The organism is Obesumbacterium proteus (assembly GCF_001586165.1).
In the GTDB taxonomy this organism is placed as follows: Bacteria; Pseudomonadota; Gammaproteobacteria; order Enterobacterales; family Enterobacteriaceae; genus Hafnia; species Hafnia protea.
In genome coordinates, this window is sequence record NZ_CP014608.1 from 3671850 (window position 1) to 3693471 (window position 21622).

The following is a 21622-nucleotide window of genomic DNA, read 5'->3' on the forward strand; positions in this document are numbered from 1 at the left end:
TATGAAAATTCTAATTACAGGTGCTAGAGGTTTTATTGGGCGCAACTTGTGTGTGCGTCTGGAAGAGGCTGGATTTCGAGATCTTATACTGATTGACAAAAGCTCTTCCAATACTGAACTTGAAGCTGGCTTGTATGATGCGGATTTTGTATTTCATCTTGCTGGGGTTAACCGTCCTAAAAACATTAATGAATATTCTGAAGGAAATGAAAATTTAACTCAGCGAATTACGAATATTCTATCGAAAAAATTAAAAAAAACTCCAATAGTTTTTAGTTCTTCAACTCAAGCTTGTCGTGAAAACTCTTATGGTATTAGCAAGATGTTGGCTGAGAAGCACGTTGAGGAGTATGGAAAAAAAACTGGCTCTGATTATTTTATTTATCGTTTCCCTAATGTTTTTGGTAAGTGGTGCCGGCCAAACTACAATTCATTTATAGCTACTTTTTGTCATAATATCGCTAACGACATAGATATAACGGTTAATGATAGTTCTGCCCCTGTAAATCTTGTATATATTGATGATGTTTGTAATGAGCTGTTAGGATTATTGAGTGGGGTGAGGACTTCAGGTCATCAGAAGGTATTACCTGAATACCAAATAACAGTAGGGGAGGTTGCTGAACTTCTTTATAAATTTAAAAATAGTCGCCAAAACCTTATAACTGAAGATGTCGGTGTTGGATTCACTCGTGCACTTTATTCAACATGGCTTAGTTACCTAAAACCAGAACAATTTTGTTATCCAGTACCATCCTATATCGATACTCGTGGCGTTTTCTGCGAAATGTTGAAAACTAAATCAGCTGGTCAATTCTCATTTTTTACTGCTCATCCAGGAATAACTCGTGGTGGTCATTATCACCATTCTAAGAACGAAAAGTTTCTTGTTATAAAAGGTTGTGCAAAGTTTAAGTTTGAGCACATTGTTACACTTGAGACCTGCGAGATTATTGTTTCTTCCGAGAATTTTCAGATTGTAGAGACTGTGCCAGGATGGACTCACGATGTGACGAATATCGGCGAAGATGAATTATTAGTGATGCTTTGGGCAAATGAAATTTTCGATCGTGAATATCCAGATACTATAGCGAGAACATTAAAATGAAAAAAATGAAAATAATGTCAATTGTAGGAACTCGTCCAGAGATTATTCGCTTGTCTAGGGTTCTCGCTAAATTAGATATGCACTGCGAGCATATTTTAGTTCACACAGGCCAAAACTATGATTATGAACTCAACGAGGTCTTTTTCAATGATCTTGGCGTTCGTAAACCAGACTATTTCCTTAATGCAGCAGGGAAAAGTGCTGCAGCAACGATAGGTCAGATTATAATTAAGGTTGATGAAGTACTTGAGTCAGTTCAGCCTGAAGCAATGTTAGTGCTAGGGGATACGAATTCATGTATTTCAGCTCTTCCTGCAAAACGTCGAAAAATTCCTATTTTCCATATGGAAGCAGGAAACCGTTGTTTTGATATGAGAGTTCCAGAAGAGATAAACCGCCGTATTGTAGATCATACGTCCGATATTAATTTAACGTACAGCGATATCGCCCGAGAATATTTACTAGCTGAAGGTTTACCTCCTGATCGTGTTATTAAAACCGGTAGCCCAATGTTTGAAGTATTGACTCACTATATGCCTCAAATTGACAGTTCCGATGTTCTTAAACGGTTAAATCTTAAACTTGATAGTTTTTTTGTTGTTAGTGCTCACAGAGAAGAAAATGTTGACTCCCCAAAACAACTTGGAAAATTAGCTGAAGTACTAAATGCAGTTGCAGATAAATATAATTTGCCAGTGATTGTATCAACTCACCCTAGAACACGTAACCGTATTGATGCTCAAGGTATTTTATTCCATCCTAACATTCAGTTGCTGAAACCACTTGGTTTTCATGATTATAACCATATGCAAAAATATGCACGTGCCGTGCTTTCAGACAGCGGAACTATAACCGAGGAATCTTCAATTATGAATTTTCCTGCTTTGAATATCAGAGAAGCTCATGAGCGACCTGAGGGTTTTGAAGAAGGCTCGGTAATGATGGTTGGTCTAGACGTTGAGCGTGTACTTCAGGGGCTTACTATTCTGGAAACTCAACCACGCGGCCAAGAACGTTTATTACGTCAGGTTAATGATTACAGTATGCCGAATGTGTCAGATAAATTGGTTAGGATCATTCACTCATATACCGACTATGTAAAACGGGTGGTTTGGAAACAATACTAAATGAAACTTGCCTTGATCATTGATGATTATTTACCCAGCAGTACACGGGTGGGTGCAAAGATGTTTCATGAGTTGGCTCTTGAACTTCGCGATTATGGCCATGAAATTACAGTTATTACTCCAGATTTCAAGCAAAAAGAAAGACTAGTAACTACAGAGCTTGATGGCATAAAAATATGGAGGTTTAGGAGCGGACCTATAAAAAATGTTGGTAGAATTCGTCGTGCTTTAAATGAAACTCTTTTGTCATATAATTCATGGAAAGCAATTAAAGGTTACACTGAACCTACTTCATTTGATGGGGTAGTTTATTATTCTCCATCTATTTTTGGGGGGGGGGGGGGTTGTTAAAAGGATAAAGCAGCGTTGTAGTTGTTCCGCATATTTGGTTCTACGTGATCTATTTCCTCAATGGGTAATTGATGCCGGGATGTTGAGTGAACGCAGTATTATAGCTAGTTATTTTAGATATTTTGAAGCTTACTCTTATAAGCAGGCTAAAAAAATTGGCCTGATGTCAGAGAAAAACTTGGAAATATTCAAGCAGCGTCATTTGCAGTATCCATGCGAGGTTTTGCGAAATTGGGCAAGCACTCAAACTGTTGTTGGCAATCACGAAAATTATGTTTCAATTCGTGAAAGGTTAAACCTTAAAAATAAAGTGATTTATTTCTATGGTGGCAATATTGGTCATGCACAGGATATGGCTAATTTGATGCGACTTGCCAAGCGAATGCAGTGTTATCCAGATGCCCACTTTCTCTTTATTGGTCAAGGAGACGAGGTTGAACTCATCAATACACTTGCGGTTCAGTGGAAGTTAACCAATTATTCATATCTACCGTCAGTTGGGCAATCTGAATTTAAGCTTATACTTACTGATGTTGATGTTGGTCTGTTTTCTTTATCTGCGCGACATACCGCACATAATTTTCCAGGCAAACTGTTAGGGTATATGGTTGAAGCATTACCTATTTTAGGAAGTGTTAATTATGGTAATGATTTGCAATGCATAGTAAATGGTAATAATGCTGGCTATATCCACGTAAATGGCGAAGACGACAATCTTTTTTCTTCGGCTGAGATGCTCTATGCTAATGAGATGTTACGCCGTGAGATAGGATCTAATGCTAAAAAATTACTTGTTGAGCAATTTTCAGTAAGCTCCGCCGCTTGTCAGATAACGAAGGTGTTGGAGGAGTAAATGCGAATAGTTGATGATTGTCTAATAGAGAAAATTTATCAGCAAGCCTCAGTGTCAGAGAGAAAACGGTCACATTTGTTGTTGCATGACTCTCACCAAGATAAGGTGCAAAGGATGCTTATTGCCTTAGTTAAAGGGAGCTATGTTGAACCGCATTTTCATGAATTGCCTCACCAGTGGGAAATGTTTCAAGTTGTAGAGGGATGTATTAAGGTTACTATTTATAATGATTCAGGTGATCAGATAAAAGAATTTTTAGTTGGGCCGGAAAGTAAAATTTTGGTTGTAGAATTCTTCCCTGGTGAAATTCATAGCGTTGAATGTATTTCTGATAAGGCTCTGATGCTAGAAATAAAAGAAGGACCATTTGATTTAGCATTCGCAAAATCCTTCCCTAAATGGTAATTATGAGCCTAAAATATTTCTCTTTGCCTGCCACATATAATTTAGTCGGGATTCTAGGACTGTAATTTTTTGAGTTATTTTAGTTAGGAGCTTATGTGATTTCTGTCATACAAAACCTAAAAGCCGTCATCCCCGTCGCTGGCCTTGGCATGAAAATGTTGCCTGCGACCAAAGCTATTCCAAAAGAACTTTTACCAATTGTTGATATTCCGCTTATTCAGAAGATCGTTAATGAGTGCGTCGCTGCGGGTATCAAAGAAATTATTTTGGTCACTAACTCATCTAAAAATGCTATGGAAGGTGCGAATAAGCGGGGAAATTCTTCTCGGCTGACTCAGTCATTTCATTTCTTCATGTTTGAGCCGATTTTTTCTCCCGTAAATGCCTTGAATCAGCCTATTTAGACCGTTTCTTCGCCATTTAAGGCGTTATCCCCAGTTTTTAGTGAGATCTCTCCCACTGACGTATCATTTGGTCCGCCCGAAACAGGTTGGCCAGCGTGAATAACATCGCCAGTTGGTTATCGTTTTTCAGCAACCCCTTGTATCTGGCTTTCACGAAGCCGAACTGTCGCTTGATGATGCGAAATGGGTGCTCCACCTTGGCCCGGATGCTGGCTTTCATGTATTCGGTGTTGATGGCCGTTTTGTTCTTGCGTGGATGCTGTTTCAAGGTTCTTACCTTGCCGGGGCGCTCGGCGATCAGCCAGTCCACATCCACCTCGGCCAGCTCCTCGCGCTGTGGCGCCCCTTGGTAGCCGGCATCGGCTGAGACAAATTGCTCCTCTCCATGCAGCAGATTACCCAGCTGATTGAGGTCATGCTCGTTGGCCGCGGTGGTGACTAGGCTGTGGGTCAGGCCACTCTTGGCATCGACACCAATGTGGGCCTTCATGCCAAAGTGCCACTGATTGCCTTTCTTGGTCTGATGCATCTCCGGATCGCGTTGCTGCTCTTTGTTCTTGGTCGAGCTGGGTGCCTCAATGATGGTGGCATCGACCAAGGTGCCTTGAGTCATCATGACGCCTGCTTCGGCCAGCCAGCGATTGATGGTCTTGAACAATTGGCGGGCCAGTTGATGCTGCTCCAGCAGGTGGCGGAAATTCATGATGGTGGTGCGATCCGGCAAGGCGCTATCCAGGGATAACCGGGCAAACAGACGCATGGAGGCGATTTCGTACAGAGCATCTTCCATCGCGCCATCGCTCAGGTTGTACCAATGCTGCATGCAGTGAATGCGTAGCATGGTTTCCAGCGGATAAGGTCGCCGGCCATTACCAGCCTTGGGGTAAAACGGCTCGATGACTTCCACCATGTTTTGCCATGGCAGAATCTGCTCCATGCGGGACAAGAAAATCTCTTTTCTGGTCTGACGGCGCTTACTGCTGAATTCACTGTCGGCGAAGGTAAGTTGATGACTCATGATGAACCCTGTTCTATGGCTCCAGATGACAAACATGATCTCATATCAGGGACTTGTTCGCACCTTCCCTAGAAGGGTACACTCCTGTCGGATGCCCCTACCTCAGATAAGTCTTAATCCTGTCCTTTTTTAGGAACTTTCCCTCTCCTTGCTATTTTTACACTTTCCAGTGCGGGCTAATTCTCATACTTCTAGCGGCCTGATACAAGGATAAATACGCACAAAAAGCTTAGCTGTTTTAGAAATGCGCAAATTGACATACAAATCGAACTTTTTATCGAATACCCATAGTCATCGCAAGTCCTTTGCATGCTTATACTTGAATTTATCGCTCTAACCACCGATCATTCTCACAGAATAATTGTAACAACACTGAAGGTATAACGAAGCGTATGGAATGGATCGCCGATCCGACTATTTGGGCAGGGCTGGCAACACTGGTCGTGCTTGAGATTGTGCTAGGTATTGATAACCTAGTTTTTATTGCAATTTTGGCAGAAAAACTCCCTCGTCAACAGCGTGACAAAGCACGTGTCGTTGGCTTATTGTTGGCGCTTGTGATGCGCCTTGTGCTATTGGCGTCGATCTCATGGCTGGCGACGCTAACCAAGCCAATCCTGACCCTTAACGGGCACGGCTTCAGCGCCCGTGACCTGATTATGTTGACTGGTGGGATATTCTTGCTCTTCAAAGCCACCGTTGAATTGAATGAACGGCTGGAGGGCAAAGATCATGAAAGCCACAACCAGCGCAAAGGAGCCAAGTTCTGGCCTGTGGTGATCCAAATTGTGGTGCTCGATGCTGTGTTCTCACTGGATTCAGTTATCACCGCCGTGGGTATGGTTGAGCATCTTGCCGTTATGATGGCAGCCGTCTGTATCGCCATCAGCCTGATGCTGCTTGCCAGTAAGCCGCTGACCAATTTTGTCAACGCCCACCCCACCATCATCATTTTGTGTCTGAGCTTCCTGCTGATGATTGGCTTTAGCTTGGTCGCGGAAGGCTTTGGTTATCTAATACCAAAAGGCTATCTCTACGCCGCTATCGGCTTCTCAGTGATTATAGAAGTCTTAAATCAGCTTTCTCAATATAACCGGCGACGTTTCCTCTCTTCGTCTCGCCCGCTTCGTGAGCGCACCGCTGAAGCCGTTTTACGCTTGCTGAGTGGAAAACATGAAGAAGCGCAGCTCGACGCTAATACATCTAGCCTGATTGCCGATAATCGCGGCGAGGCGGATCTGTTTATTCCACAAGAGCGCATGATGATCGAGCGCGTATTAGGCATGGCGCAACGCACCGTGAGCAGCATTATGACATCCCGTCACGACGTGGAGCAGCTGGACCTTAGCGATCCACAAAGTAAGCTGGATGAATTATTACAAAAGAACCTGCATACGCGCATTGTGGTAACCGATGATAATGCAGCCGACGAGCCATTGGGCGTTATTCATGTCATTGACCTACTGAGGCAGCAGCTGCAAGGTGAGAAACTCGATCTCCGTGCGTTGGTTAAGCAGCCGCTGATCTTCCCTGAAGGCGTGTCGTTGTTGATGGCCTTGGAACAGTTCCGACAGGCGCAGACTCACTTTGCCTTTGTGGTTGATGAGTTCGGTTCCGTTGAAGGCGTGGTGACGCTAACAGACGTCATGGAAACCATTGCAGGTAACCTCCCCGTTGCCGGTGAAGACATCGACCCGCGCCATGATATCCAGCAAAACGATGATGGTACGTGGATCGCCAACGGCTATATGCCGCTGGAGGATTTGGTACTTTATATGCCATTGCCAATCGATGAGAAGCGCGAATACAACACATTGGCGGGTTTGTTGATGGAGTATTTGCAGCGTATTCCGAACGTCGGTGAGCAAATTAGAATTGGTGATTATATGTTCGAGCCGTTAGAGATTAACAGCCACAGAATCCTGAAAATTAAAATCACACCGCTGGCGGTTCCTGAAGATGATTATGAAGTCTAAATCACTTCTCGGATAAAATTTATCGATTAAAAAAGCGGGCTTGGCCCGCTTTTGTGTATCTGTAATATTCAGCGGTTATTACAAATGAATCGGAACCAGAATTTCAGTTGCGACAATAACCACAATTAATCCAACCAGTACCGGAACAGAAGTACGTTTCACGACTTCAAACGGAGAGATCTTCGCCATCCCCGCCACAGCAACCACCACCCCAGAAACCGGTGATAAAGTACGGCCTAAGTTAGACGCTTGCAGCATTGGGATCGTCAAATAAGCAGGGTTGACGCCCATCTGAGCTGAAAGTTTAGGGATCAGTTCTACAAACGCATAGAAAGGTGCATTGCCAGACCCTGTGGTCATTGCAGCCAGCATGGTAATCACCACCAGAACCAGCATCATGATAATTCCACCGGTGCCAAACGACTGTGCTAAATCTATCAGGCTGCTGATAAAGCCCACGGTGCTTAATCCCTGAGCAAAAACGCCCGCCGCAACTAATAACATCACCACGCTGGCGAAAGCATCAGCCATACCGCGATACGCGACTTCCAGCCCCACAAAGACTTTCTGCGCATCGAAACCGCGTAGGAACTCAATGATTGCAGCGCCAAGCATACAAATCACAAGAACCGTAATAATGTGCAGCTCTGGACCCCATTTGCCGTCGAAAATTAAAACACCCAAGATTGGCGTAAAAGGAAGCAAGGCGTAGAAGCTAGGTGCGTTAGTTTTAATTTCACTCACATCCAGCATTTCATGCGAGACATTTTCTTTTTTGTCTAAATAACGTTGCCAGAAGAAATGTGCAATGGCCATGCAAATAATGGCTGCAATAGAAATTGGAAGCGTAGTTTTAAACGCAAAATCAATCAGCGGCATTTCAGATGCTTTAGCAGCCAGCACCACGTCACCTGAGGTTGGTGCCAGAATAATCGCAGCCGGAGACGCACAGATTGCGGCCGCAGCACCTCGACTAATCCCAACGTTCACCATCACGGGGAACAGCGTCGCCATCAGCAACACACCCAGCCCAGTAGCCGATGAAACGGCCAGTGACATCAGGCAAGCAACAAAATACGCCGCAATCATCAATAAATAGGGAGAATTGATGTACTGTAAGGGACGAGATGCCAGCTTCACCACCATGTCATTCGCCCCGATGTGGGTCATATAGGCAGCAAATCCACACAGCATCATGATCATCATGCCTAAATCGCCACCACGGCTCATAAGCAAGACTTTAATATATTCTACAATGTCAGTTGCGCTAAGCCCTGTCGGTTTTGCGCTCGCGGGTAATATCTGATGCCCCATCAAAGCACTAATAATCAGCAGTAAGATCCCGCCAACCATTAATACCCCGGTAGCCGAATAGCCTTTGATGATGTATCGGCCAACCCCCGTTGCCACGATGACACCAATTAACAACTCAATCATATAAAAGCCTCTATAGGTATTGCTTTAAATAAGTTCTCTACGGAACTTGAATAGCCTCAATGGCGAAAAAATAAACGAAAGTACCGCCGCTGCGCCAGTTAACCGATTAAACCATCGAACTCTGCCGAAAAAAGCAGACGATTTTACTGACTTTGGTCAACGATTTCCCGTGTTTGTTTGTGCCGTAACAAGTTTGTGATTAGCCGCTTGCTTCAAGGCATCCCAGTTGCATTTCATCTTTTTTTAGAAATAAGAAAGAATCAGAAATAGAAAAGCCGCAGCAAAACTGCTGCGGCTTAATGCAAAACCAGACCTGAAGGACTTAAAGCTTCTTCAGCAAGCGCTCTATGTCTTTCTTCTCTTTCGAATCTTGGTGTTTTCCAAGCCAATTATTCAAGGCATCTTTGGCTTTTTGCTCAAGCTCGCTGCGCAAGACCTTATCCACATCCAGCGAGTGGCTCAGCTCCTGCCAAGGACCATAAATTCGCAATGGGATCACCGCTTTTTGTAAGGCTTGAACCACGTTGCTTTTGCCCTTCCATCCATCAAGGACGCGAACATTTAAGTTCATATCGCAGCGTTGTTTGTTCAGATTTATCAGCCCTGACCCACCTGCGGTTAAAATTTCAGAGCGACCAAAGAACTGAGTAATGCGTAAATTCCCCTGTCGCAGTACGGTATCCGCTTTAAGCTCTTGAATTTTGGTGTAGTCCGTATAGCTATCGGCAGCGGTAACCTCTGAGTGGCTACGCACGACAGCTTGCTGTATCAACTGCTGAATATTCATACCGTTAAGCCGTGCGTTAGCCATCGATATATGGGCGTGACCGTCCCAGCGCTGCATCACGTCTACTAAAGTAACGCCTGAGCCACTAAACTTTCCGGTTAACGTGAGATCGCCAGTAAACGTTTCTGGCTGCCCAAACGCATGTAAAACTGGCCCCATTGCAATATTTTCTATCTGCGGCGTGAGCGTCATTTGCGCAGGCTGGTTATCAGCAACAGATATAGTCCCTTGCGTTTTAAACGATCCATGACCTAGTTTCCCACTAAGATCCTGCAATATCGCTGTACCCTGCTGATTTTGTGCCTGCAAAGAAAAATCAGCAATCGTCAGTCCATGATAGATAATTTGGTTAGCCTGAATTTTTACGTCAGCATTAAAGTCGCGTAAAAATGCCATGTCATCTGCCGGGGAGGCAGGCTGGGAATTAGAGGTCACGGGCGAACGAGGGCTAGTCTGCTGAGATGTATTGGCATTTCCGGCGTCGGAATCACTCGGCGGTTGCCAGCCCAATAAATTATCTAGATTGAGCGCCGCTGATTTTAAATCAACCTTGTATGTTGACTCACCATTGGCCTGCATTGAACCTTGAACGCGGCCCTGAAGCTGACTTTGGTTAGCCGTTATCTGTAGATTTGAGATATCCAACAACTGAGGCTGTAATTGATAGCTAACCGTTGCGCTCCCCTGCCCTGCAATCCCGTCCGTAGGCAGTCCAACGCCAGCCAAGAGATAGTCAAAGCTGGAAACAACGGCGCTATAGCGCTGTGGGTAGCTACTCAAATCAACATTTGCGGCCAGCTTAAAGCTGAGGTCGCGTTGGTTACGATTAATACGGCTTGAAAACTCGATATAGGCTTGGCGTTCACTGTCTTGATCGATCGACAGGTTAATGTCACGCATATTAATTTGGTCGTCTTTATCTTGTTGCCAAATTAACAAACTGTCTTTGACCTGAACTTTTTTAATGTTCAGCTTCCACGCAACATCTTTAGAGGGTTCGCGCGAACCCGATGGAGCAATCGGTGAATTCTCCGGCTTCTGCGCATCGCTGTCTGGCGTTAAGCGAATCACCGCGCCCTTCAGCATTACCTGTTTAACGTCAAGCTGATGAGATAAGAGTGGCCACAAGGCAACGTCCAAACGCATGTTTTCCGCGCTAACCACGGGCTGTGCAGCGCCTGGGGCCGTCAGCGACATCCGCCCAGACAAAATGCTAAGACGAGGCCAAACGTGCCAACGCAGAGAACCATCTAGCTGTAAGTCATAACCTGTACGCTGCTGCACTTCTTTCGCCATATAGCCACGAAAGTCATTAGGATTCACCAGCAATACCAGCGCCGTCATACCAACAGCTAACACAACCAGTAAAATGACTATGGTCGTCAGAAATCGTCTCATGCCATCCTCTATCTCAAGGCAAGCGTTGTAAAACCGCAGTGTTTAGATTCGAGATAAACTGCATCGAAAGCTCACACCAGCGGCAATTATACACATCAATCTTTATCGATACGGCTCGCGACTGCGCCCTGCTGGTCACGATATTTTGCATCTTGGCGGCTGTTGTAAGGACGTGCAGCGGGGCCTGATAATGGTTCAAAACTCAGCGCGCCAATCGGCATTCCCGGACGCAATGCCAAAGGCAATTTTCCGGAATTATAAAACTCTAAAACGATACATCCCTGCCAGCCGGGATCGATGCGATGTGCGGTAACGTGCACCATTAAGCCTAGGCGTGCAAGCGACGAGCGTCCATCCAGCCAGCCAACTAAATCAGCGGGTAATGTCACAGATTCTAGCGTAACGGCTAACGCCAATTCGCCAGGGTGCAAGAAAAAGGCCTCTTCTTCACCGAGGATGATTTCATCGCTCATGACACGTTCTAGCGCTTCGGCAACTTCCGCCTTTGGTCCACTCAGATCGATATAAGGTGCTGTATGCCCGCGGAAAACACGAAACTTATTTCCCAAACGCACGTCGACGGTGGCACCGTTGATACGATCTACCGGTGGGCGAGGTGAAATAGTGAGTTTTCCCGCGTCTAGCCAAGCTTCAATATCGCGGTCACAAAGTCTCATGGTTTTCTCTCCGTTACAGGCAAAGCAGCAATGGCTGCAAACTAAGAAGACATAGTACCTGAACCCCTAATATTCTGAAATGATTCAAACGGTTTGTTGCTTTTAAAATAGGCATCGTTTCCCAAAAATAATAACAATGAACAAAATTGAGTGACAAAAAAGCCCGCATTAAGCGGGCTTTAATAGAAAACGAAATCAATTATTCAAAAAACTGGCTGATTTTGGCTTTCAGAATATCAATCGCGATACGATTTTTCCCACCGCGTGGCACGATAATATCGGCATATTGCTTAGACGGCTCAATAAACTGCAGGAACATTGGGCGTACCGTTTTTTGATACTGAGCCATAACAGAATCCATTGAACGACCACGCTCGTTAACGTCACGTTTCATTCGGCGCATGAGGCAAATATCGAGCGGAGTATCAACAAAGATGGAGAAGTTCAGTTCATTACGCAGGCGCGCATCGGTCAGCAATAAAATGCCTTCCAGAATAATAACTTTCTTAGGTTCTAAATGAATGGTGCCTTGCTTGCGGGTATGTTCAACGTAGCTATACTGCGGAAGTTCGATGGCTTTGCCTGCTTTTAACATTTGCAAATGCTGAAACAGCAAGCTGTGGTCCATCGAACTTGGGTGATCGTAGTTCGTTTTAACCCGCTCTTCCATCGTCAGATCGCTTTGGTCTTTATAGTAACAATCTTCCGGGATCACACCGATGTGCTCCTCACCCACTTGTTCACGTAATTCACGATAAAGTGTGCTGGCGATCAAACTTTTGCCTGAGGCAGATGCGCCCGTGATGCCAATAATGACGCACTGATGGGAGTTGTCAGTCATATAATTTTTAAGACCTGGTGTTAAATGTTCGACGGGAGGCTAAGCAGAGACAGCTCAGGGCTGCGTGCTTGGGACGCGGCAATTATAGGGAGTTACGCGGGCTGATACCAGAATTTTGCAGGTTTTAATCAGTGAAAATACGGACACCAGCTGGGATGCCCGTTTTATATTCAAAATGTCATAGCCACGTTTACAACGCGCGGAATGCAATCTCAGTAGGAATTGATTCACCCTGCCAGTACAGTTGAGCCGCAACGTTAGCCGCTAACTGACGGTAAATCAGTGAGAATTCGCTGTCTGGACGGCAGGCCATGGTTGGCTCACCGCGGTCCAAATCCTCGCGCAGTGAAATATGCAGCGGCAGCTGGCCGAGCAGGCGGATTTTATATTTTTCTGCCAGTTTTTCTGCGCCACCGGTACCAAAGATCGGCTCGTGGAATCCGCAGTTGCTGCACACATGGATACTCATGTTCTCGACCACGCCCAATACTGGCACATGGACTTTCTCAAACATGACGATACCTTTCATGGCATCCAACAGCGCAATATCCTGCGGCGTCGTCACAACCACTGCGCCGGTAACGGGGATGTTCTGCGCTAGCGTAAGCTGGATGTCACCGGTGCCCGGAGGCATATCCAGCACCAAATAATCCAAATCTGGCCACAGCGTATCTTGCAGCAATTGCAGCAACGCTTTGCTCGCCATTGGGCCACGCCATACCATCGCGTTATCGTCAGTCACCAAATATCCGATGGAATTTGTTGCCAGGCCATGCGCCATGATCGGCGCCATATGCTGACCGTCAGGTGACGTAGGACGCTCGTTTGGCGTACCTAACATCATTGGAATCGATGGGCCATAGATATCGGCGTCTAAAATCCCGACCTTCGCGCCTTCAGCGGCTAATGCCAGCGCCAGATTCACAGCGGTACTGGATTTACCCACCCCGCCCTTGCCAGAACTCACGGCAATAATGTTACGAACACCTTTAACTCCGGCCTGATCGTTGGCTCGTTTCAAGGTCGCAATATTATGTGACAGACGCCATTCAACCGCTTTTGCACCGCTCACGCGCAACAGCTCGGCGCTGGTCGCCTCTTTCAAGGCAGAAAAACCACTTTGCCACGCAAATGGCATCATCAGTTCAATATGCAGGGTGTTATCGAGCAATGCACAATGATGCAGAGCTTTAAGCGCACTCAGCGGGTGATTTAGTGTTGGGTGGGTAAAGGCAGCGAGAATTTCACTGACCTGCGTCCGCGGTGCTTCGGGAGTGGACGTTTCATGGGATTTATTGCTCATCCCGGCTCCTTGTGTCATTCATTTTTATCTTCAGATGGCGCTGTAAAGCGTATTTATGCCCCAAATAATTCGAGCTGTATGAAGGTGGCGACGCAGTGACCCCTCTGCGCTTACTTGAGTAAGTGACAGGGATAAGCGAGTAAAGCCAACGCACATGCAACTTGAAGTATGACGGGTATATATTTGTCCGCTGACATAATTCACTTATACAGCCATTTTGCTAATCGACAGAACATTAATAAGCATACCAGAAGTCGATTCACTGCGCGTTAAGCAACTTACTTTCCCTGCATTAACAAAGAAAATCACTTAACAAACACAGCAGCCTAGCGGCATTGAACTCAATCAGGTAACATCTTTAGCACCGTTCCATTCTTAAAAGAGACAGCAAATCCACTATGGCTTCAGTCACCTCCCAAGCAAGCGCAAGAAAAATTCTAGTGACGTGCGCGCTTCCGTACGCCAACGGCTCAATTCACCTCGGCCACATGCTCGAGCACATTCAGGCAGACGTATGGGTTCGTTTTCAGCGAATGCGCGGCAACGAAGTGCACTTTATCTGCGCGGACGATGCCCACGGGACACCTATCATGCTGAAAGCTCAGCAGTTAGGCATTGAGCCTGAGCAGATGATTGCTGCCGTGAGTCAGGAACATCAGAAAGATTTCTCCGACTTTAATATTAGCTACGACAATTACCACTCCACGCACAGCGAAGAGAACCGTGAACTGTCTAGCCTGATTTATGGTCGTCTGAAAGAAAATGGTTTTATTAAAAACCGCACTATCTCTCAGCTTTACGATCCGGAAAAAGGCATGTTCCTGCCAGACCGTTTCGTGAAAGGCACCTGCCCGAAATGTAAGTCACCAGACCAATATGGCGATAACTGCGAAGTTTGCGGCGCGACCTATAGCCCAACCGAGCTTATCGAGCCTAAGTCTGTCGTCTCTGGTGCCACGCCAATTATGCGTGAATCCGAGCACTTCTTCTTCGACCTGCCGTCATTTAGCGAAATGCTGCAAGCATGGACCCGTTCTGGTGCACTGCAAGAACAAGTCGCGAACAAGATGCAGGAATGGTTTGAATCTGGCCTACAGCAGTGGGATATCACCCGCGATGCGCCATATTTTGGATTTGAGATTCCTGATGCGCCGGGTAAATATTTCTACGTCTGGCTAGATGCGCCTATCGGCTACATGGGTTCATTTAAAAACCTGTGCGACAAGCGCGGCGATCTAGGCTTTGACGAGTTCTGGAGAAAAGACTCTTCTACCGAGCTGTATCACTTCATCGGTAAAGATATCGTCTACTTCCACAGCCTGTTCTGGCCTGCCATGTTGGAAGGCAGCAACTTCCGCAAGCCAAGTAACGTATTCGTTCATGGCTATGTCACCGTCAACGGTGCCAAAATGTCCAAATCCCGTGGCACCTTTATTCAGGCACGCACTTATCTGGATCATTTGGATGCCGATTGTCTGCGCTACTACTACGCGGCGAAACTTTCTTCGCGTATCGACGATATCGACCTGAATCTGGAAGACTTCGTACAGCGTGTGAATGCCGATATCGTTAACAAAGTCGTGAACTTAGCTTCTCGTAACGCAGGCTTCATCAACAAACGCTTTGGCGGCAAGCTGTCTGAACACTTAGCCGATCCTGCGCTTTATCAGACCTTTGTTGACGCTGCGGATGAAATTGCTCAAGCCTATGAAAGCCGTGAGTCAGGTAAAGCTATTCGTGAAATCATGGCGTTAGCCGATCTGGCCAACCGTTATGTCGATGAACAAGCGCCGTGGGTCGTCGCAAAACAAGAAGGCCGCGATGCTGATTTACAAGCCATCTGCTCAATGGGGATTAACCTGTTCCGCGTTCTGATGACTTACCTAAAACCGGTTCTGCCTTCATTAAGCGAGCGTACTGAAGCGTTCCTGAATACCGAACTGACTTGGGATAGCACCTCCCAACCATTACTCGACCATCAGGTTAACGCGTTCAAAGCGCTGTTTAACCGTATCGAAATGACAAAAGTTGAAGCGATGATTGAAGAAGGCAAAGCCGCTGCGGCAGCTGCCGTTGCAGCATCTAAACCAGCGACCGGTCCATTAGCTGACGAGCCGATTCAAGATACCATCACCTTTGATGATTTCGCCAAAGTGGATATGCGCATTGCTGAAATCAAAAGTGCCGAGTTCGTTGAAGGTTCGGATAAATTGCTGAAGCTGATGCTGGATCTGGGCGGTGAAACCCGTCAGGTATTCTCCGGTATTCGCTCTGCGTATCCAGATCCAAGCGTGTTGGTTGGCCGTTTAACCGTGATGGTGGCTAACTTGGCTCCACGTAAAATGCGCTTTGGCATGTCCGAAGGCATGGTAATGGCTGCGGGTCCTGGCGGAAAAGATATCTTCCTGCTCAGCCCTGACAGCGGTGCACAGCCGGGTCATCAGGTTAAATAATTTCCTGAACCGACAAAAAACCCGCCAGATTGGCGGGTTTTTTTATGCAATACGTTCAACTAAACAATAAATTAGAACGTGTAATCCGCAGCCACAAAGTAGCGACGGCCTTCTTCGTTATAGCTGTAATCATCACGGTTCAGATCTTTATCCAACAGGTTCAACACGCCCGCGCGCAGCTTCAGATCTTTGGTCATCTGATAAGCACCACCGGTGTTCCAAACGGTGTAACCGCCAGATGGTTTATCCGCGTTAGTCACGACGCGACGTTTACCGGAATAGTTAGCCGATACATAGAATGACCAGTCTTCGATTGGCTTCCAATCCAACGTGCTGTTCGCCGTATGGAACGGTTGGGTACTCAATGGACGGTCGTTGGTTAGGTCACGTGCATCGTTGTAGGTGTAGTTCATGCTCATGCTTATCGCATCGGTAAACGGCACTTTCAACTCGGTTTCAACACCCTTGATGCGCGCTTTATCAACGTTGTAGTAACGGAAAATGGGCTTATGATTTTTATCAAAACCAATAAAGTTCGGATAGGAAGGCGCTATCGCTGCATTTGCAGTACGAGTCACGTTAATCATGTCCTTCACGTTGTTTTGGAACACCGTCACGCTGGCATTAACACCGTCCAATATCCCTTCATCACCGGCATAGTACAAGCCCAGTTCAAAGCTTTCGGAGGTTTCGGGATCCAAATCCTTGTTACCGACAATAGTACAATCCCCGCGGCAAGAAGCTGACTGCCAATCAGGGCTCAGTTCTAATAACGATGGCGCTTTAAACGCGGTTGCCCAGCCACCTTTTACCGTCACGGTGTCCGTTGCGTTATAGACTAAATAGGCACGCGGGCTCCAGTGAACGCCATAATCTTCGTGGTTATCCATACGAACGCCGCCGATGAAGGCCAACGGCTCGAAGATCCGCCATTCATCTTCCACAAACAGCGCGTATTGATTGGCCGACGTTGAACCGCTGCCTTTCAGATTACCCGGATCGCTCAGTTTATCGTTACGGTATTCGCCGCCCAGTGTGAATAGCTGATTCAGTTCGCCGAGAGGAACAACAACTTTGCCGTCGATGGCGTTATTTTTCGCCGTGATGCGGTTTTCATTGTAGTTATCAATCTTTTCACCATAGGCGCGAATTTCGGTGTTCGCTAAATCCCAACGCCCATTGTGTCCAATCGAGTAGTTCTGACGTTCCAGACGGTTTTTATCCAAAGAATCAGAATCACGATCCTGACGGTCAAAACCGTAACCAAAGGTCATGTCCTGATTTGCTTCTGGGGTCCATGCGAACTCAACGTTAGCATCACGCGTGGTGTACCCTTCAATACGCCCCGATTCACCCGTTTTGCTGGTCGCCGATTTCTGGGCATCATCTTTTTCACGCTTGCCCAAATTGCCAAAGACCTTTACCCCTAGAACATCATCAATCAACGGGCCGCTGGTGTAGAAGCTACCGTTATAGCTGTCGCCGCGATCGCGATGCTCTTGAATAGTGCTATCGGCACTCAGGGAACCGTGCCACTCTTTACCCACTTTACGGGTAATAATGTTCACTACGCCGCCTAAAGCATCGGAGCCATATAGCGAAGACATTGGGCCGCGCACCACTTCGATACGCTCAATTGCCTCGGCCGGCACCCAGCTTAGGTCATAGTCGTTATGACGAAACACCGCTGTGCGTGAACTCACGCGCTTACCATCCACCAAGATCAGCGTATAGCTACTGTCTAAGCCACGGATACTCACGCCTTTGCGGTTATCACCTTCGTTAGTCAGCTGCACGCCCGGCACTTCTTGCAGAATGTCTTTCAAGTTCTGAATCGGCTTTTTAGCCAAGTCTTCGCGTGTAATAACGCTAATACTTGCTGGTGCATCTTTCAGGTTTTGTTCAGTTGCTGAAGCGGTGACAACCATCACATCGTCCCCTTCCGCGGCCATCACTGGTGCTGCTGCGATGAATAACGGTACGCAAAGCCCCCCGCGCAATAAAGTTGCTAACGGGTTAAGTTTTGCCTTAGCCATTTGGTCAATCTCCATGAGGTTAAATTTAAATAATTATTAGAATGATTATTATTTAATAGGTGTGGCGCTCTTATGACGCCGTTCAGCCCACTTTTTTACTTCAATAAAAATGCCTACTTCTATAAAAACGTCTGTTCTGGTGATAGACAAAAGCTATCGCATCGGGCTATCCGCAACGGATAGCCCAATTAACTGATTAACAGGTAGCGCCGTTATTCATGCGCTGGCAGGGAAAGGGTTAGATGGAGGGTTCCGCAACCAATCCGTCGATCACAACCTGAGGCATTCCCTGCGAACAGTGTTCTATGCGTCCACGGACGCCATACACGCGAGCCAAACTTTCTGGCGTAATCACTTCAGCGGGTTTGCCATCCGCAATCAGCTTTCCGTTTTCTAACATCAATACATGATCGCCATGACGCAGCGCGATATTGATATCGTGCACTACCACCACGGTGACAATATTGCGGCGCGCAGTTTCACGGCGTACCAAGTCCATCACATGGAACTGATAATTCAAATCCAAGGCACTCAGCGGTTCATCAAGCAGCAACAGCGAAGGCTGGCGAATCAATGATTGCGCCAATCCCACCAGCTGCTTTTGACCACCAGACAGCTGATCCAAATAACTCAGCGCTAAATGTGAAATTCCAAGCTGCTCCAGCAAACGCATCACTTCGGTTTCATTGCCTTGGCGGCCCAGACCACCGGACGCTCGCTGCGCCACGATAATCGACTCCAACACATGAAGATGAACGCCCGCCGGTAAAGACTGCGGCAAATAAACCACCTGCTTGGCTCGTTCACTGAATGGCTGTGCCATCAAATCGTTGCCATCGAGTAAAAGCTGGCCAGAAGCGCGATTTAACCCTGCCAAAGAGCGCAGCAACGTGGATTTTCCACAGCCGTTTGGCCCTAACAAAACGGTGATTTTTCCACGCGGCAGCGTGGATACACACAGGTCCTCAATCACCGCACGGCGCGGGTATCCCGCATTAAAATGCGAAATTTCTAAGCCAAGATTCATACATTCCCCCTATGGCGCAAAATGATGCTTAGGAAGAAAGGTACGCCCACCAGCGATGTCACAATACCGACAGGAATAATTACGCCAGGGATCAGATTTTTTGACGCCACGGACGCCATTGACAGCACCAGTGCGCCAATCAATGCGCTGGCAGGTAAATAAAACCGATGATCTTCACCGAAAATCAAACGAGCAATATGGGGAGCCACTAAGCCGATAAAACCAATCGGCCCCACAAACGCCACGGCTAATGCAGACAAAATACTGATGCGCAGCAAAGTGCCCAAACGCAGACGTTTAACATCGATACCAAAACTCACGGCACGATCTTCACCTAAGCGCAGCGCGGTTAATTTCCACGAACTCATCATTGAAATCGGCATCAGAATGGCAAAGGCCAACAGTAAAATGCCCAGTTTTTCCCATGAGGCACGCGCAAGACTACCCATGGTCCAGAAAACCAAACCTTGCAACGTATCTTCGGTGGCAATGAACTGCATCATCGAAACCAAAGCGTTAAAGGTAAAGACCAGCGCAATACCAAACAGCACCACGCCCGATGTCGCAACTCGCGTCCAGCGCGTAATACCGTCCAGCATCAAGGCCGCGAACAACGCAAAAATAAAGGCGTTTGCGGAGATAAACCACTGATCGGGAATGCCCGGAAAACCGATACCTAAAACAATCGCCAGCGCGGCACCAAAGGCCGCCGCGGAAGACACGCCCAGCGTGAACGGGCTGGCCAGCGGGTTATTCAGGATGGTTTGCATCTCAGCACCGGCTAACCCCAACGCTAAGCCGACAACGATAGCCATCAACGCATAAGGCAGACGAATATCCCAAACAATAACGCGGGTGCCTGCATCCGCGATTTCGGGCTGCCACAGCGTTTGCCATAACGTACTTAATGACAAACCGGAGGGCCCCATAGTGAAATCAAGGATTAGCGATCCTAAGATGGCTAACAAAATAACGCCCATTATCATCAAACGATGGCGCACAATACGCTGGTAATGACCTTTGACTTCGCTGGCATCATAACGTTTTGCAGCGCTCATTGGCTCAGTGGTTGAACTCATGTTGTTACCTGTGACAGGTCAACCCCGCTGGCGGCGGCTGGCAGGGTTGATTCTTATTACTGATTCGACGCTTTAGCATCAACCCAATAGGTGCCGCTTGGGTCGACAGCAAGGAACTGCTGATACATGGAATCCATGGTCTTTTTAGGATCTAACGAAGCAAACTTCTCTGGATAAATCCATTTAGCAAAGGCTTGAACTGCCAAAACGTTATATGGCGAGTTGTAGTAGCTGTGCCAGATAGCATGAGAATTGCCATCCTGCACCGCTTTCAGCGTGCTGATACCGGTACGCTGCATCGCCGAATTCAAGCTGTCTCTTGCCTGTTGCTCGGTGACCTTCGCACCTAACTTAATGCCGGGATCTTTAGCATCGGGGGCTTTCGCACCGCTAGCGATGTAAACATCTGGATTGGCAGACAACACTTTTTCGAGGTTAATTTGCCCAAGTGCGCCCGGCAGTAAGCCTTTCGCGATATTGTTACCACCGGCCAAATCAATGAAATCACCCATATTGCCGTTACCCGCGGTACCACAGCAGTCATCGCTGGTCGCCGCTTTTAGCTCAATGAACACGCTAGGCTTTTGGCTATCAGGGATCTTGCTGGTGACATCAGTAACCAAGCGCACATTGTCTTGATAGAAATTGATGTAATTCTCAGCCTGCTGTTCACGGTGCAGAACTTTGCCCAGCAAACGCATACTCGGTAAGGTATTTTTCAGCGGTGAAGTGCGGAAATCGACAAACACCACCGGCACACCGGCTTTTTCCAGCTGTTTCACCAGTTGGCTATCGCGACCAGGGCCATGGCCTGAGAGGCCGAAGATCGCCACGTCAGGGTTTAGCGTCAATACTTTTTCTGGGCTGACGCTATCTGCGGTGGTGTTACCAATCAGAGGGATTTTATCGATTTCAGGGAATTTAGCCTGATAGACAGAGTACGTCTGTGGGTCGAGTTTGCGGAAGTCACCTTGCCAACCCACAATGCGGTCGAACGGTTTTTTCCTTCAAGCAGGGAGACTGCATAGAATAAACGCCCTTCTCCAAGAAGAATTCGGTCAACCTTAGCCGGGATTTCTACGCTACGTCCGGCGATATCCGTCACCGTGGCAGCCCAAGAACTGATACTTCCCATCAGAGTCGCCGCAGCGAGTAATTGAATACCCCAACGCGATTTTCTTCCATTAACGGTGTCTTTCACCTTCACCACTCCTGCTCTAATTCCATAAGTGCACAAAATGGTAAAGCAAATGATAATACTTATCAATGTGATTTATTGGTTTTATTACCCCTATTTCTTATACTGTTAAGTCCGATAACTTATTCATTTCACTGTTCTTTT

Annotated in this window: 14 protein-coding genes and 3 pseudogenes; 7 read left to right on the plus strand and 10 right to left on the minus strand. The window is 46.8% G+C overall.

Going from position 1 to position 21622, the window contains the following annotated elements:
* The first annotated feature begins 1 nt into the window (after window position 1).
* The 5 genes and pseudogenes from wbjC to DSM2777_RS23895 form a co-directional block, all read left to right on the plus strand.
* A complete protein-coding gene (gene wbjC, locus DSM2777_RS17405) occupies window positions 2-1108 on the plus strand; it encodes a UDP-2-acetamido-2,6-beta-L-arabino-hexul-4-ose reductase (protein WP_061554686.1) in 1107 nt (368 codons plus the stop codon).
* Window positions 1105-2235 carry a non-hydrolyzing UDP-N-acetylglucosamine 2-epimerase gene (gene wecB / locus DSM2777_RS17410; protein ID WP_061554687.1) on the plus strand — a complete coding sequence of 377 codons (1131 nt, stop codon included), beginning with the start codon at window positions 1105-1107 and terminating at the stop codon, window positions 2233-2235. Before wbjC ends, wecB begins: the two co-directional genes overlap by 4 nt.
* A pseudogene (locus DSM2777_RS17415) lies at window positions 2236-3439 on the plus strand (glycosyltransferase family 4 protein).
* Window positions 3440-3844, plus strand: coding sequence for a WbuC family cupin fold metalloprotein (locus DSM2777_RS17420; RefSeq protein ID WP_061554688.1), 405 nt, complete (start codon window positions 3440-3442; stop codon window positions 3842-3844).
* A gap of 107 nt (window positions 3845-3951) precedes the next feature.
* Window positions 3952-4143 (plus strand): annotated as a pseudogene (locus tag DSM2777_RS23895) (sugar phosphate nucleotidyltransferase); the annotation flags it as partial.
* Window positions 4144-4285: 142 nt separating this feature from the next.
* Here DSM2777_RS23895 and DSM2777_RS17430 read toward each other — a convergent pair.
* Window positions 4286-5266 carry an IS5-like element IS5 family transposase gene (locus DSM2777_RS17430; RefSeq protein WP_061554690.1) on the minus strand — a complete coding sequence of 327 codons (981 nt, stop codon included), beginning with the start codon at window positions 5264-5266 and terminating at the stop codon, window positions 4286-4288.
* 392 nt (window positions 5267-5658) lie between these two features.
* On the opposite strand from DSM2777_RS17430, the gene DSM2777_RS17435 reads away from it, so the two are divergent.
* Window positions 5659-7242 (plus strand): TerC family protein, encoded by a 1584-nt coding sequence (locus DSM2777_RS17435; protein WP_061554691.1) that lies wholly within the window; start codon window positions 5659-5661, stop codon window positions 7240-7242.
* A 78-nt stretch (window positions 7243-7320) separates the two neighbouring features.
* Here the strand turns inward: DSM2777_RS17435 and dcuC are convergent, their stop codons facing one another.
* From dcuC to apbC, 5 genes are all read right to left on the minus strand, one after another.
* Window positions 7321-8679 carry an anaerobic C4-dicarboxylate transporter DcuC gene (dcuC, locus tag DSM2777_RS17440; protein WP_025798173.1) on the minus strand — a complete coding sequence of 453 codons (1359 nt, stop codon included), beginning with the start codon at window positions 8677-8679 and terminating at the stop codon, window positions 7321-7323.
* 322 nt (window positions 8680-9001) lie between these two features.
* Window positions 9002-10864: an outer membrane assembly protein AsmA gene (gene asmA / locus DSM2777_RS17445; protein ID WP_061554692.1), complete on the minus strand. Its 1863-nt coding sequence runs from the start codon at window positions 10862-10864 to the stop codon at window positions 9002-9004.
* 95 nt (window positions 10865-10959) lie between these two features.
* On the minus strand, window positions 10960-11541 hold the full coding sequence (gene dcd / locus DSM2777_RS17450) for a dCTP deaminase (protein WP_025798169.1): 582 nt from the start codon (window positions 11539-11541) through the stop codon (window positions 10960-10962).
* 199 nt (window positions 11542-11740) lie between these two features.
* Window positions 11741-12382, minus strand: a complete 642-nt coding sequence (udk, locus tag DSM2777_RS17455; RefSeq protein WP_025798168.1) for a uridine kinase — start codon at window positions 12380-12382, stop codon at window positions 11741-11743.
* A gap of 190 nt (window positions 12383-12572) precedes the next feature.
* The gene (gene apbC / locus DSM2777_RS17460; RefSeq protein ID WP_061554693.1) at window positions 12573-13685 is read right to left on the minus strand and encodes an iron-sulfur cluster carrier protein ApbC; all 1113 of its coding nucleotides are present in this window, start codon (window positions 13683-13685) and stop codon (window positions 12573-12575) included.
* A 398-nt stretch (window positions 13686-14083) separates the two neighbouring features.
* On the opposite strand from apbC, the gene metG reads away from it, so the two are divergent.
* On the plus strand, window positions 14084-16138 hold the full coding sequence (gene metG / locus DSM2777_RS17465) for a methionine--tRNA ligase (protein WP_061554694.1): 2055 nt from the start codon (window positions 14084-14086) through the stop codon (window positions 16136-16138).
* 71 nt (window positions 16139-16209) lie between these two features.
* On the opposite strand, the gene cirA is transcribed toward metG, so the two are convergent.
* The 4 genes and pseudogenes from cirA to DSM2777_RS17485 form a co-directional block, all read right to left on the minus strand.
* Window positions 16210-18174: a catecholate siderophore receptor CirA gene (gene cirA / locus DSM2777_RS17470; RefSeq protein ID WP_061554695.1), complete on the minus strand. Its 1965-nt coding sequence runs from the start codon at window positions 18172-18174 to the stop codon at window positions 16210-16212.
* 238 nt (window positions 18175-18412) lie between these two features.
* Complete coding sequence (locus DSM2777_RS17475) at window positions 18413-19201, minus strand: ABC transporter ATP-binding protein (protein ID WP_025798162.1); 789 nt, start codon at window positions 19199-19201, stop codon at window positions 18413-18415.
* Complete coding sequence (locus tag DSM2777_RS17480) at window positions 19198-20280, minus strand: FecCD family ABC transporter permease (protein WP_061554696.1); 1083 nt, start codon at window positions 20278-20280, stop codon at window positions 19198-19200. Before DSM2777_RS17480 ends, DSM2777_RS17475 begins: the two co-directional genes overlap by 4 nt.
* Before the next feature lie 56 nt (window positions 20281-20336).
* Window positions 20337-21415, minus strand: a pseudogene (locus DSM2777_RS17485) (ABC transporter substrate-binding protein).
* Window positions 21416-21622 lie beyond the last annotated feature (207 nt).